Source organism: Faecalibacterium prausnitzii (assembly GCF_049532945.1).
Classification (GTDB): domain Bacteria; phylum Bacillota; class Clostridia; order Oscillospirales; family Ruminococcaceae; genus Faecalibacterium; species Faecalibacterium prausnitzii_N.
On the sequence record NZ_CP186691.1, the window covers coordinates 2,220,175 to 2,233,530 of the forward strand.

Annotated in this window: 13 protein-coding genes; all 13 read right to left on the reverse strand. The window is 57.7% G+C overall.

The window, feature by feature from the left end:
* Positions 1-51: 51 nt before the first annotated feature.
* The gene (locus tag ACNQFG_RS11130; RefSeq protein WP_423404951.1) at positions 52-672 is read right to left on the reverse strand and encodes a SpoIIIAH-like family protein; all 621 of its coding nucleotides are present in this window, start codon (positions 670-672) and stop codon (positions 52-54) included.
* Between the two features lie 49 nt (positions 673-721).
* Positions 722-1,264, reverse strand: coding sequence for a stage III sporulation protein AG (locus tag ACNQFG_RS11135; protein WP_423404952.1), 543 nt, complete (start codon positions 1,262-1,264; stop codon positions 722-724).
* Positions 1,231-1,704: a hypothetical protein gene (locus ACNQFG_RS11140; RefSeq protein ID WP_423404953.1), complete on the reverse strand. Its 474-nt coding sequence runs from the start codon at positions 1,702-1,704 to the stop codon at positions 1,231-1,233. Before ACNQFG_RS11140 ends, ACNQFG_RS11135 begins: the two co-directional genes overlap by 34 nt.
* 1 nt (position 1,705) lies before the next feature.
* Positions 1,706-2,710: a stage III sporulation protein AE gene (locus ACNQFG_RS11145; protein ID WP_423404954.1), complete on the reverse strand. Its 1,005-nt coding sequence runs from the start codon at positions 2,708-2,710 to the stop codon at positions 1,706-1,708.
* Complete coding sequence (locus ACNQFG_RS11150; protein ID WP_423404955.1) at positions 2,707-3,090, reverse strand: SpoIIIAC/SpoIIIAD family protein; 384 nt, start codon at positions 3,088-3,090, stop codon at positions 2,707-2,709. The genes ACNQFG_RS11145 and ACNQFG_RS11150 overlap by 4 nt, the downstream gene beginning before the upstream one ends.
* The gene (gene spoIIIAC, locus ACNQFG_RS11155; RefSeq protein WP_302277311.1) at positions 3,087-3,281 is read right to left on the reverse strand and encodes a stage III sporulation protein AC; all 195 of its coding nucleotides are present in this window, start codon (positions 3,279-3,281) and stop codon (positions 3,087-3,089) included. Before spoIIIAC ends, ACNQFG_RS11150 begins: the two co-directional genes overlap by 4 nt.
* Positions 3,282-3,294: 13 nt before the next feature.
* On the reverse strand, positions 3,295-3,759 hold the full coding sequence (locus ACNQFG_RS11160; protein ID WP_423404956.1) for a hypothetical protein: 465 nt from the start codon (positions 3,757-3,759) through the stop codon (positions 3,295-3,297).
* Positions 3,756-4,658 (reverse strand): ATPase, T2SS/T4P/T4SS family, encoded by a 903-nt coding sequence (locus ACNQFG_RS11165; protein WP_423404957.1) that lies wholly within the window; start codon positions 4,656-4,658, stop codon positions 3,756-3,758. The genes ACNQFG_RS11160 and ACNQFG_RS11165 overlap by 4 nt, the downstream gene beginning before the upstream one ends.
* Before the next feature lie 144 nt (positions 4,659-4,802).
* On the reverse strand, positions 4,803-6,812 hold the full coding sequence (gene ligA, locus ACNQFG_RS11170) for an NAD-dependent DNA ligase LigA (protein WP_423404958.1): 2,010 nt from the start codon (positions 6,810-6,812) through the stop codon (positions 4,803-4,805).
* A gap of 231 nt (positions 6,813-7,043) precedes the next feature.
* Positions 7,044-7,577 carry a TIGR00730 family Rossman fold protein gene (locus ACNQFG_RS11175; RefSeq protein ID WP_423404959.1) on the reverse strand — a complete coding sequence of 178 codons (534 nt, stop codon included), beginning with the start codon at positions 7,575-7,577 and terminating at the stop codon, positions 7,044-7,046.
* Positions 7,578-7,675: 98 nt separating this feature from the next.
* Positions 7,676-8,650, reverse strand: a complete 975-nt coding sequence (gene pfkA / locus ACNQFG_RS11180) for a 6-phosphofructokinase (RefSeq protein ID WP_423404960.1) — start codon at positions 8,648-8,650, stop codon at positions 7,676-7,678.
* Positions 8,651-8,890: 240 nt separating this feature from the next.
* Complete coding sequence (locus ACNQFG_RS11185; protein ID WP_423404961.1) at positions 8,891-12,406, reverse strand: DNA polymerase III subunit alpha; 3,516 nt, start codon at positions 12,404-12,406, stop codon at positions 8,891-8,893.
* Complete coding sequence (gene whiA / locus ACNQFG_RS11190; RefSeq protein WP_423404962.1) at positions 12,403-13,335, reverse strand: DNA-binding protein WhiA; 933 nt, start codon at positions 13,333-13,335, stop codon at positions 12,403-12,405. The genes ACNQFG_RS11185 and whiA overlap by 4 nt, the downstream gene beginning before the upstream one ends.
* Positions 13,336-13,356 lie beyond the last annotated feature (21 nt).

Here is a 13,356-nt window from a genome sequence, read left to right on the forward strand (position 1 = left end):
GTTTGTTCCTCTTTATATTACCACATCCGGCGGACCCCCGCAACCGCTCTCTTATTTTACCTCTACGATGGTGATGTTCTGCGCCGTCACGCTGCTTTTGCTCAGAACGATATCCCGGATCTGCGCCACCTGCGCTGCCGTCAGTGCGTCGCCGGAGGTCATCACGGTAAGGTCTGCCCGGCCGGACTGCAAAAAGCACAGGCAGTCTGCAAAACCTTTGGCTTTGATCAGCGTTTCAATCTCATTCTCCGCATTCAGATCTTCCAGATTGCCGGTCAACTGCTGGGTGTAGCTCTTTTTCTCTTCTGCGGAGAGCGACGACGATTTCAAAGCTTTCTGCACGGCGTCCATTGCTTCGTCGTGCGCCTTGGTCCGCTTGAGCCGGGCCTCCTCAAAAAACTTGGAGCCGCTGTGATTCGCTACGCTGACGAGCTGTGCTTCTCCATAATTCTTGTTGGCGCTGGAAACGGCTTCCGCCTCGGTCATCAGGCCGTCCAGAATGGGCGCGGAGGCTTCGTCCGCCGTGTCTGCTCCTGCCGCGACCTGGACGGCGTTTTCCTCCAGCGTGACGCCCGCCCGCGCATACTGCCAGTTCAGATAGACCGCAACGACCAGAGCCGCCGCCAGGGTAAGCGCCGTCACTTTTCGGGTGTTCTTGGAAATAGCTCTCATGGAAATGTTCCTCCTTGTCTCTGTGACTTAATGGTTCGGAAACAGCCGGTCAGGGCCGGCGTTGTTCTACACAGATCCGGGTAGACGAAATATCCAGCAATGCCCGCACAAGCTCGGTGATCCGTGCAGCGACCCGGACATCTCCCCCGCCGTCACAGACGACCGCGACCCCGCACACCTGCGGATAATAGATCGTCTGCGCCAGAGCCGTGCCGTCATCCAACAGCACATGCGTTTCCTGGCTTTGGGTCTGTCCCGACTGCGTGTCCGTAGCATAGACGGTCTCCTCCCCGGTTTCCAGTGTCACCATCACGGTCGTGGCCCCGGCCCCGTCGATCTGCCCGATCAGGTCCTGGAGCTGTGCTTCCAGCTGCTCCCGGTAGGCTGACGCCTGGAAAGCCGACGCCGCGGATGGTTCCGCAGGCGGCGTTGCGGGCAGCAGTTCGGAGAGCAGCAGCAACAGCATCGCCGCGCCGCCCAGCACCACGGCCAGTCGGGTGCGGTTCTGCTTTTCCAGCAGTGCCCGGAAATCGAATGTCGTTCCTTCTCCCCGCTGTTTCATGGCGCATTCTCCCCGCCGGGTACGTTCCACACAGGCGATACGCCCAGCGTATGTTGAAGAAGTTCCTCTACCGCGTCCCGCGTTTCTTCTACCTCTCCCGTCGGCGTTACCGTCAGGGAATGGACCTGTACGCCCTCCGCTGTCTCTTCCAGCTCGATGCGGATGGCGACCTCTGTGCCCAGCTCCTCACGGCAGCGGGCTTCCAAAGTTTCTTCCAGCTGAGACGCCGCCGCACGAAGCACGGTCTCCTTCTGTGTTCCCAATTCCACCGAAGACGCTGCCGGGAGAGCGGACGTCTGCCACTCCTCTTTTGCCTGCGGAAGCACACAGAGGACCACTGCTAAAATATATAACCCAGCCACCGCTTTTATGCTGCGCCGAGCCCACCCCTGCCCTGTGAGCTGTGCGGTCAGCTCCGCGCAGATACACGCCGTGCAGAAAACTGCCACTGCCGCTTTGATGTTCTGCACTTCATCCACCCCCTACCACAAAGAGCAGTGCCGTGCCTGCAATGGCAAGCCCCGCAAACAGCGCCGTCACTGCCATCATGCAGCGAAGCGCCTCTGCAAAACATTCCAGAAGGTTCTGGCAGCGCTCACTGCCCATCATGCCGCATAGAAGTCCGCATCCGGAAAGCAGGCCCAGCTGGATAAGCATTCCCAGATAGACCGGCACGAATTCTGCTGCAATGGTCAACAGCGCAGCCAGCCCCAGCCCGCTTTTCAAAAGCTGAAGGCACGACAGCACCGTCTCCGAGGCATCGCGCAGCGTCTCCCCGATGATCGGCACTGTCCCGGTCAGAAGCTGCCCGGTGCGAAGGGCCGCACGATCCAGCTGCAGCGTTGAGATGCGCTCCAGACCCAAAAGGGCAACCAGAAGTTTGCCCGCCCACCCCAGCAGCTTTTCCAGCGCACTGCCAACTGCTTTGCAAAAGCTCCCCAGCCCGGTTTTCGAACAGATACAGCAGGCCATGCTCAGGGCCAGATAGCATTGGAGCAGCGGCGGCACCAGCACCGTGAGCCCCTGCGCCAGAGCACACAGTAGCGTCAGAAGAAAACCGCCTGCCGAAGCGCCTGCCACGCTCTCGCCGCCCAGGGTCAGGACCCCTGCATACACTGGCAGAAAACCCAGAAGAAACCGGTTCCAGCTTTCGATCTGGGTGCAGAGCGTTTCGGAAAGGGCCACGAGCTTCTCCCATAGCAGGACCCCGCAGCCCCCAGCGCAGACGAGATCCAGCAGCGTTCCATCCGCATGGCCGCCCAACAGCAGTGCGATGACAGCGCCCAGCACCAGAAAGGTCAGAACCGCCGCATATCCGCTTGCAGCGGTATGCAGAGCCGAGGGCAGGGACTCCGGCAGAAAACTGCGCAGTGCCTCCCAGGGGTCTTCTGCAAACGCCGCAGGCGATACCGGGCTTTGTTCCAGATAAGGCCCCCACGTCTCTGCGCCCGGAAGGCGCACATCCCAGTTGTTCATCCCGTCATACTCCCGATCCGCTGTAAAATTTCTTCCAGCAGCGGCCACGCCGCCGCAAGCACCAGACAGCGGCCGGCCAGCCCGACACACCACGCCAACGATTCCGCTCCGGCTTCTTCGCAGAGGGTATGGGTATAGTCCGTCAGAAGCAGGACGACCGCGCTCTTCATCAGGCACGAAAAGGCTGCACCGTTCGTCTGCTCCCCCAGGCGGACGATGCCGAGGAGCGCCGCCCGGAATGTAGACCCGACCCGCACCAGAAGCACCAATGCCGCCCCCAGCGAAAGCAGCAGCGCGTAGGATGGGACACTGCGCCTGAGCACCGTATAAAGCAATGCTGCCACAAGCGCCAGACCAAAGGCCGCTGCCGCCGCACTCATAGTGCGAACAGGGATTTGATGGTCACGAACAGGGTGCTGATCTGTTTCACCAGAATGGACAGGACCACGACCAGCCCTGCCAGTGTCGTCATCATCGCCTGATCCTCCCGCCCGGAGCGGATCAGCAATTGGTTCAGCACCGCTACGATGATGCCAATGGCCGCGATCTTAAAGATCAGGTCGATCTCCATCTTTTTCATCCTCTCAAATCAGCAAAATTGCAGCCGCCAGCCCCAGCGCAAGGCCAAGCTTATGCGAAAGCTCGTTCGTTTGCCGCAGCTGCGGTGCAAGCTCTGTCTGAAACGCCTCGAACTGCTGAATATAAAATGCAAGCTGCTGGCATTCCTGCGCTGCTTCTGCATGGCCCAGACCTGCCATGCACGCCCGGAATGCGATCTGCTCCCGCCGTGTCAGTGCCGGATCGAGAGCCAACGTTTGCAGCGAATGCTCTGTCTGCCCCACAAGGCCCTCCCGCTGCATAGCACAAAGCAAAGATCTCAAATCCGTACGCCGAAATTCGATTTCCCGGCGGATGCGTTCCAGTAGGGCAATGGTCTTTTGCAGTGCCTGCCGATGTGCCTCTGCACGGATGCAGACCCCATCGCCAACGCACCAGCCGCAGAATACTAGGCAGACCGCCCCGATGCCATGCAAAAAGAGACTGCTCATAAAAACCGCACCTCCCGCACCTGCCCCGGCTCCGCCCGCCCTTTGAGCCAGACCAGCACATGGAGTGCACCCCGCGCCTGCAGCGCCTGCACCTGGGGGCGTCCGACCGCTTCTTCCGGAGATGCTGCATGGAGCGTTGCGATAAAGTCCACGCCGCTGAAAAGCCCCTGTTCGAGCGCTGTCACCTCATCCAGACCTCCCAGCTCGTCCAGCAAAATGACCTGCGGCGAAAGCGTGCGCAGTGCCATCTGCACAGCCCGTTCCTTAGGGATGCCGGCGATCACATCCAGCGCTTCACCGGGGGACTTCCGCCGGGAGCTGCCCGAAAACAACTCCCGCCGCTCGTCGATGACCGATACCAGCTTTTTCTGGCAGACAAGCTCCCGCGCCATGCTGCGCAGCAGCGTCGTCTTGCCGCTGTCCGGCTCGCCTACGAGAAGCATCCCGATGAAATGCGTCTGCAAGGCTGCACACAGTTCCTCTGGGAGCGGGATAGTTTTCTCCCGCGCAATGCGTAGGTTGACGGAGGTCAGTTCCTGCAAAACGACGCCCTGTTCCGTGTTTTGCAGAAAGCGCCCACCAAGGCCAGCCCGGCACCCGGAGGGACCCGTCACATACCCCTGCGCGATCTCCGTCTGATGCGTGTGGACCGACCCGCCGCACAGCGTGAACAAGATTTCCTCCATCTGCTGCGGCGTCAGAAGCATCCGCTGCAAGGAGGCAAGCTCCCGCGCTGTTTCCTGCAGTGTGCAGACTGCCCCGCGCATCGTGAACGCTGGTGCACAGCCCACCCGCAGCCGAAGCTCCTGCACATCGGGCGCAAGGGCCGACGGCATGTCCAGAAGCGGCCGGGCCAGCCAGCTCGGCAGCGATTGAACCACCTGATAATACTCGTCCATCCTGCATTCTCCTTCCGCGTCTCTTGTCATCACTGTATGCAGCCGGGCGGAAGATAGAACCGGGCAGCACAAACGCCCGCACAGCGTGTTCCACTGTACGGGCGTTTGATGGGGTTCTTCTTTTATTCAGGACGCCGGAAAGATTCAGGCTTCCGGCTTTGGTTCCTCGTTCAGCAAAGCGAGGAACTCTGCTTCGGTCAGCACCGGCACACCAAGGGCCTGTGCTTTGGTCAGCTTCGAGCCTGCCGCTGTTCCGGCCACAACATAGGCCGTTTTCTTTGAAACAGAACCGCTGGCCTTACCACCGTTTTTCACGATCAGTGCTTCCGCCTCATTGCGGGAAAGAGTTTCCAGCGTGCCGGTGACCACCAGCGTTTTTCCTGCCAGCTTATCACCCTTCGGTTCGCCCTTCCACTGCATATTCAATCCGGCATCGGCCAGACGATGGACAAGGTCGGTCGTTCCCTCTTTTGCAAAGAATTCCACGACGCTCTGCGCCATTACGCCGCCAAACCCATCGATCTCGCTGATTTGTTCCTCGGTCGCCTCCCGGATGGCTTCCAGCGTACCGAAATGCTCTGCCAGCAGGACTGCAGCTTTATCGCCAATGTTGCGGATGCCAAAGCCGAACAGGAGCTTATCCAGATTGTTTTCCCTGGAGTGCGCGATGGCTTGCAGCAGATTGGTCGCACTCTTTTCCTTGAACTTATCCAGCGTCAGCAGCTGCTCCAGCGTGAGGGTGTAAAGGTCAGCCGCCGAGTGCACCAGCCCCTTATCCACCAGCTGGGTGGCAACTGCTGTGCCAAGGCCCTCGATATCCATTGCATCGCGGGAAGCAAAATGGATGATATTGCGCAGTGCCTGTGCCGGGCACTCGGGGTTAACACAGCGCAGAGCTGCTTCATCCTCCAGATGAACGACTGGCGCACCGCAGGAGGGGCAGACCGTGGGCATCTCATAGGGCTGTGCGCCTTCCTCATGGCGGGTCACACCGATGACCTCCGGGATGATATCACCCGCCTTGCGCACCTGAATGGTATCGCCGATGCAAAGGCCGAACTGATGGATAAAATCCTCATTGTGCAGGGTCGCGCGGGCAACGGTAGTACCCGCCAGAAAGACAGGGTCAAAGCAGGCCGTCGGGGTAAGAACACCGGTGCGGCCAACTGCGACCTCAATGCTGCGCAGCGTTGTCTCCTTTACCTCTGGCGGATACTTAAACGCAATTGCCCAGCGTGGGAATTTGTTGGTGGAACCCATCAAATCGCGCTGTGCAAAATCGTTCACCTTGATCACTGCACCATCCATATCAAAATCCAGTTTGGCACGGTTCTGGCCGATCTGCTCGATCTCGGCAATGGCCTGCTCAATGTCATGCACGATATGATAGCGCGGCGAGACCGGCAGGCCAAGGCTCTTGAGGTAATCCAGGCTTTCGGCATGTTTGGTAAGCGTTTTGCCGCGGATCTGCTGCACATTGAAAACAAAGATAGAAAGGCCCCGGCTTCCGGTGATCTTTGCATCCTTTTGGCGCAGCGAACCGGCAGCCGCATTGCGCGGATTTTTAAAGGGCGCTGCGCCCTGCAGCTCCTGCTCTGCACACAGCTTCTGGAACGCGCCATGCGGCATATACACCTCACCGCGCACTTCCAGAAATTCCGGTGCATCCTTCAACTTTTTGGGAATGCTGCGAATGGCGCGGACATTGGCGGTCACGTCCTCGCCCACCACGCCATCGCCGCGGGTAGAGGCACGAACCAGCTCACCGTTTTCGTATTCCAGACTGCAGGAAAGGCCATCGATCTTGATCTCCACCACATACTCCGGCTCTATGCCGGCTTCCCGCACGCGGCGGTCAAAATCCCGCAGCTCATCATACGAAAATGCATCCAGCAGGCTTTCCATTTTTACCGCGTGTGTGACCTTGGCAAACCGTCCGCTGGGGGTCCCGCCGACATGCTGCGTCGGTGAGTTGGGTGTGACCAGCTGCGGAAACTGCGCTTCCAATTCTTTCAGTTCCCGGGTCAGAGCATCATACTCAAAATCTTCAAGCTCCGGGGCATCCTGATCGTAATAAAGGCGGTTGTTCTTTTCGATCACCGCGCGCAGTTCTTCCACGCGCTTCTGCGCTTGCTCCAGTTCCAAATACTCCACGCTCCTTTTCTATGGGCTATTATAGCATAAAACGGCGCGGCATTCGAGTCAATTTTTCGCTGTAGAAATGTGCCGCTCAAACAAGCTATACGATTTGTATTCTTTTCGTCATATGCGTTTTTGATGCAGATGAAATTTTGTTGCAGGTTGCTTTTTCGCGATTTACTCTTTGTTTTATCTATTAAATTTCAATCGCATCTTCGTTATTTCAATCCGGTTCGTTTTGTGAAATCAACGGTTCAAAATCGTCTTGATTTCCGCGAGATCCTTTGCAAAATAGATTCCTTTCTGCCGTTCTTCAGACGACAGGCCCGTTTCGATCATGTGGCTCAGCAGCATCCGCAGGCCGGTATAATAGCCATCCAGGTCGTACAGAATGCAGGGCGCATCCAGATGTTTCAGCGAGACCTTGGACATTACCTCTGCGATCTCTTCCAGCGTGCCGGTGCCGCCGGGGAATGCGATGAAGGCATCGCCCAGCTCGATCATCTTCGTCTTGCGCTCGGTCATGTCCTTGGTGACGATCAGCTCGGTCAGGCCATCGTGTTGAAGTTCCCCTTTGACAAAGAACTCCGGCTCCACGCCGGTCACATCGCCGCCCGCAGCCAATACACTGTCCGCCAGTGCACCCATCAGTCCGCTTCGGGATCCGCCGTAGATCAGCGCATTCCCACTCTCCCCGATCCAGCGGCCAAGCTCCTGCACGGCCGCTTTCAGCGTCGGGGTGTTTCCTTCATTTGCTCCAAGATAAACTGTAATGTTCATGGGTTCTCCTTTGTTTGCGCTTTACTCAGCAAAAAGGAGCCATCCTCTTTTGGCAAGGATGGCTCCTTCAGACTTGCGGTATGATAGAATAGAAACGATCAAATGGAAATGGTGTTACACACGTCGATCAGCACCGGGTCAAGCGTCTTGGTCATTTCAAGAGCTTCATCCACAGGGTAATCCACCAGCTTTTCGCCCTTCATGCCGACGATGCGGTTATACTTGCCCTGCTCCAGCAGGCACACGGCATGGTAGCCCATTGCAGAAGCGTTCACACGGTCACGCAGAGTGGGAGAACCACCGCGCTGGACATGGCCCAGAATGGTGGCGCGGGAGTCGATGCCGGTGCGTGCCTGAATCTCGTTTGCGATCTCCTGTGCATGGCCGACACCCTCGGCAACGATAATAATGAAGTGACGCTTGCCGGTGCGCTGCGTCTCGGTGATCTTATCGAGGATGTCGTGCTGCATGTCAAATTCCTTCTCCGGCAGTAGAACAGCCATAGCGCCGGAAGCAATTGCAACATTCAGAGCAATATAACCGGCGTTGCGGCCCATGACCTCGACCACACTGCAGCGGTCGTGGCTCTGGGTGGTATCGCGCAGCTTGTCGATCATCTCCAGCGCGGTATTCATGGCGGTATCGTAGCCAATGGTGTAATCGGTGCAGGAAATATCGTTGTCAATAGTGCCGGGCAGACCGATCATCGGAATGCCGCGGTGGGCCAGCTCACGAGCGCCGCGGTAAGAACCGTCGCCGCCAATGACCACCAGCGCATCAATGCCCAGTTCGCGGCACTTCTCTGCACCCTTGTCCTGACCTTCCTTGGTCTTGAATTCCAGACAGCGGGCGGTATACAGAATGGTACCGCCTGCAGAGATGATGTTCGACACACTGCGCAGGTTCATCTCAAAGCATTCGCCGTTCAGCAGGCCATTGTAGCCACGCTGAATGCCGATCATGCGGTAACCCTTATGCAGGCCGGTACGGACTACGGCGCGCACGGCAGCGTTCATGCCAGGAGCATCACCACCGCTCGTCAATACGCCAATCGTTTTGATCTGCTTTTCCATACGAGAGTTTCCCTCCAATTTGTTTCTTCGTTCACCTCGGAGCAGTGCCCCTTCTTCCTGACACTGCTCCATTGCTTTGCTCATTTCTGATACGACTTGCCTTGAATTATTATAGCACAGTTTTCCTGTGAATCCAATACCTTTTTGAAACTCTGTTAAAATTTTGTTAAAGTATGCTTTGCTGCGAAGCTGCGATGATTTTTATGAAAGTTACATCTGTACGATTCGTTCCACGGCATGTTATTTTGTTGCAATGTTCTTTTCACCGACCAGACGCCGCAGCTCCTGGAAGAAGAGCGGATGGCCGGAAGTATACAGTCTGCGGGGGGCCGCAAGCTTCTGTTTGGTGTCCTCCAGATAGAAGATGACCGGCATATCACCGTCAAAAATCTCCAGCAGATTGACGACTTTTGCATACTGCGGGCAGCTGCGCGACGGCAGACGGATATAGAGCCGCTGGGCCGCATCCCGCATCTGGTCCGGGCGGTTCGCCTGCGGGTGCTTGGGGTCGTAGCCTTCAATGGGCGAGATGCTTTCAGCCATCAGCTTGGACGGCTCGTCCTCGCGGACCGACAGACGCCCCTCGATGACCACAACGGCATTTTCCCGGATGGCATCCCGGAAGACCTCCAGCACCTTCGGGAAGACGATGACCTCCATCGTGCCGGTCAGGTCTTCCACGCTGGTAAAGGCCATCAGGCTGTTCGACTTGGTGGTCATCATCCGGCTCTTGACAATAGTGCAGACGATGCGGACATGGGCATTGTCCAGCCCATGCGCTTCCTCGCCGGTCAGGGCCTTGATGGAATGGGTCGCAAATTTTGCCGACTGCTCCCGGTACGCATCCAGCGGGTGCCCGGACAGGTACAGGCCGCTGACCTCTTTTTCCTGCTGCAGCAGTTCGGTATGGGAGTATTCTTCGAGGTGCCGGATCTCATATACATCCTTCGACGTGCTCTGTGCTCCCCCGCTCATCAGCGAGAACAGGTCGAGCTGTCCGTCCAGATTCCGCCGGGAGTCGCTCTCCACGCTCTTGATGATGCCATCCACGGCCTCCACGAGGCTGTGGCGGTTCTCGCCCATGCTGTCGAACGCGCCCGCCTTGACGAGGCTTTCCACGGCCCGGCGGTTCATTTCGTTGCCGTACAGCCGCTTGCAGAAATCATACAGGCTGGCGTAGGGCTTTTCCCCACGCTCTTCCACGATGCGTTCCACAAGGTTGCGGCCCACGCTCTTGACCGCGTTCAGCCCGAACCGGATCTGCCCCCTGGCATCCGGCGTAAAGCCGCCGTTCGAGATGTTGATATCCGGCGGCAGCACCTTGATGCCAAGGCGGGCACACTCGCCGGAATATTCAATGACCTTATCCGTGTTATCCAGCACACTGGTCAGCAAAGCCGCCATGAACTCACTGGGATAATGGCACTTGAGGTAGGCCGTCTGGAATGCCACATAGGCATAGCAGGCCGCATGGCTCTTATTGAACGCATATGAAGCGAAACTGGACATTTCATCGTAGATCTCATTGGCCACTTTCTCAGAGATGCCGTTTGCCACACAGCCGGGACATTCGTTGCCGGGATCGGTGCAGCCGTACACAAAGTGCTCCCGCTCGGCCTCCATGACGGCATGTTTCTTTTTGCTCATGGCACGGCGGACATTGTCTGCCTGACCAAAAGAAAAACCTGCCAGCTCCCGGAAGATCTGCATGACCTGCTCCTGATAGACGATGCAGCCATTGGTCACATCCAGAATGTGGGCCAGCTGTGGGGTCTTATAGCTGATTTTGTCCGGCTCGTGGCGGTTGCGCAGGTAGGTGGGGATCGAATCCATGGGGCCGGGACGGTACAGGCTGATCAGAGCGATAATGTCTTCTAGGTTCTGCGGCTGCAGGCCCACAAGCACCTGCTTCATGCCGGAAGATTCCAGCTGGAACACACCCTCGGTGTCTCCCTGCCCCAGCATCCTGTAGGTGTCCGGGTCGTCGTAATCCAGCTTCTGGATGGAGAACTCCGGGCGGTGCTTCTGCACAGCAGTTTCCGCGTCATGAATGACGGTCAGCGTGCGCAGGCCCAGAAAGTCCATCTTCAAAAGGCCAAGTTCTTCGATCTCGGTCATGTTGAACTGGGTCACAGGCAGGCCGTCGTTGGTGGCCAGCGGCAGATAGTAGTCCGTAGGCTCCGGGGTAATGACGACACCCGCCGCATGGGTGGAAGCATGGCGGGGCATGCCCTCCACCTTCAAGGCCGTGTCGATCAGCTCTGTGACCTGCGGGTCGGTATCGTACATCCGCTTAAGTTCCGGCGATACCTCCAACGCACGCTTCAGCGTCATTTTCAGCTCCATGGGCACCTGCTTTGCCACAACATCTACCTGCTGATACGGAATGCCCATCACGCGGCCCACATCGCGGATGGCGTTGCGGGCGGCCATGGTGCCAAAGGTGACGATCTGAGCCACATGGTCGGCGCCATATTTCCGGTTGACGTAATCGATCACTTCCTGACGGCGCTCGTAGCAGAAGTCCACATCAAAATCTGGCATACTGACGCGCTCCGGGTTCAGGAAGCGCTCAAAGATCAGGTTATAACGGATGGGGTCGATATCCGTGATGCCCACACTGTAAGCCGCAATGCTGCCTGCGCCGGAGCCACGGCCCGGGCCTACCGGGATACCCTGACTCTTGGCGTAGTTCACGTAGTCCCACACGATAAGATAGTAGTTCGTGTAGCCCATCTTTTTGACCACGCCGATCTCGTATTCCAGACGGTCTTTGTTGGCCTGCGGAACATTGGGGCCGTAGCGGCGCTCCAGACCTTCCCAGCAGAGCTTTTCAAAAAACGCCTGATTATCCATACCGTTCGGCGCTTTGTAATATGGAATTTTAGTGTGTCCAAAATCAAAATCAAAGTTACACTGTTCGGCAATTTTGGCGGTATTCTCGCAGGCTTCCGGCACCATGGAGAACAGCTCGTACATTTCGTCTGTCGTTTTGACATAGAACTCGTCGGTCTGGAACTCCATTTTATCCGCATCCTGAATGGTCTTGCCGGTCTGGATGCAGAGCAGGATGCCCTGCATTTTGGCATCCTCCTTGCGCAGATAGTGGGAGTCGTTGGTGGCTGCCATGGGAATTCCGGTCTCCCGTGCAAGCTTGATGAGCTGCGGCAGAACGATGGTGTCCTCTTCCAGGCCGTGGTCCTGCAGCTCAATGTAGTAATTGCCTTCGCCAAACAGGTCCCGGTACCACAGCGCCGCGTTTTTTGCCCGCTCGTAGTCCCCCGCCAGAATGGCCTGTGGAACTTCGCCTGCCAAACAGGCCGACAGGCAGATCAGACCTTCGTGATATTTTTCCAGCAGTTCCTTATCAATGCGGGGCTTGGAATAGAAGCCCTCCACAAAGGCGGCCGACACCATTTTGATCAGGTTTTTGTAGCCGGTCTCATTTTTGCACAGCAGGATCAGGTGGTTGTTGCCGTCGATCTTATTTACCTTGTCAAAGCGGGTGCGGGTGGCCACATACACCTCACAGCCGATGATGGGCTTGATGCCAGCCTTTTTTGCAGCCTTATAAAACTGCACGCAGCCGTACATCACGCCGTGGTCGGTGCAGGCAATGGCGGTCTGTCCGCACTCTTTTACGCGATCCATCAGCTGGTCAATGCGGCAGGCACCATCCAGCAAGCTGTATTCCGTATGGATATGGAGGTGGACGAAATCCCGCCCCAGGTGATTGTTTTCGCTGATCTCGCTCACGTCGTTTCCTCCTGTTCCATCCGTTCCCGCATGGTCTGCGCCAGCAGTTCCAGCTTTTTCATCCGATGCGACAGCCCCGACTTGCTGACCGGCGGGTCAAAGCAGGCACAGAGCGCCGTCAACGAGAGGTCCGGATTTTCCAACCGCTTGGCCGCCGCCTGCTGCAGCACTTCCGGCAGGGTCTCCAGCGCATTCTGCTCCTGCAAAAAGCGGATGGCCTTCAGCGTCTGCGCATTGGCGCGGGCCGTTTTGCCAAGGTTTGCCGTATCACAGTTGGTCTGTCGGTTGGTCTGGTTCCGCATCTGCTTGACGGCCTTCTGCGCATTGATCTGCGTTGCCGCCTGGGCCGCCCCCATAAACGCCAGAATGCGCTCCACGTTGGCGCAGCTCTTGACGTAGATCAGGTTCACGCCGTTGCGGCGGGTGCGGTGCGGTGCAAACTCATGCTCTGCCAGCAGCGCTTCAAAGTCTCTGGCGAGATTGGTGCGGCTCGTTAAAAATTCGATGTTGTATTCTTTTTTTGGGTCCGTGACGGTTCCGCCGCAGAGAAATGCCATGCCGATGTAGGCGCTGACGCAGGTCTGACAGCGGATAAGGCGGGGGTCGATCTGCAGGCTGGTCTCGCTGCCCGTGGTGCCGAACAGTTCATGCAACCGCATCACCTGTTCAGGCTCCCGGATGCCAAACTCGTATACCACCCCGCTGGGGCGGCTCTTTTCCAGAATGGTGCCCCGGACGCCGCAGCGGGCAAACAACTGCTCGGCCACGCGGGCGGTCAGCTCCTGCTCCGTCTGGAGCACAAGGCCCTTGGCGTCGAAATATTTGGCAAAGCAGGCGATGCCGTAGGCCGCTGCGCGGACGCAGCAGTCTTTCTGCAATTGCAGGCTGTGCTGCGCGATTTCTTCCCGTGCCTGGGATGCAAAGCTCATCTTGTCGTTCCTTCTTCGATC

What these genes read in the sequence shown, in the direction of transcription:
- whiA (WP_423404962.1), bottom strand. Translation starts at nt 13,335, where the DNA reads ATGAGCTTTGCATCCCAGGCACGGGAAGAAATCGCGCAGCACAGCCTG.
- ACNQFG_RS11165 (WP_423404957.1), bottom strand. Translation starts at nt 4,658, where the DNA reads ATGGACGAGTATTATCAGGTGGTTCAATCGCTGCCGAGCTGGCTGGCC.
- spoIIIAC (WP_302277311.1), bottom strand. Translation starts at nt 3,281, where the DNA reads ATGGAGATCGACCTGATCTTTAAGATCGCGGCCATTGGCATCATCGTA.
- ACNQFG_RS11145 (WP_423404954.1), bottom strand. Translation starts at nt 2,710, where the DNA reads ATGAACAACTGGGATGTGCGCCTTCCGGGCGCAGAGACGTGGGGGCCT.
- ACNQFG_RS11150 (WP_423404955.1), bottom strand. Translation starts at nt 3,090, where the DNA reads ATGAGTGCGGCGGCAGCGGCCTTTGGTCTGGCGCTTGTGGCAGCATTG.
- ACNQFG_RS11160 (WP_423404956.1), bottom strand. Translation starts at nt 3,759, where the DNA reads ATGAGCAGTCTCTTTTTGCATGGCATCGGGGCGGTCTGCCTAGTATTC.
- pfkA (WP_423404960.1), bottom strand. Translation starts at nt 8,650, where the DNA reads ATGGAAAAGCAGATCAAAACGATTGGCGTATTGACGAGCGGTGGTGAT.
- ACNQFG_RS11175 (WP_423404959.1), bottom strand. Translation starts at nt 7,577, where the DNA reads ATGAACATTACAGTTTATCTTGGAGCAAATGAAGGAAACACCCCGACG.
- ACNQFG_RS11130 (WP_423404951.1), bottom strand. Translation starts at nt 672, where the DNA reads ATGAGAGCTATTTCCAAGAACACCCGAAAAGTGACGGCGCTTACCCTG.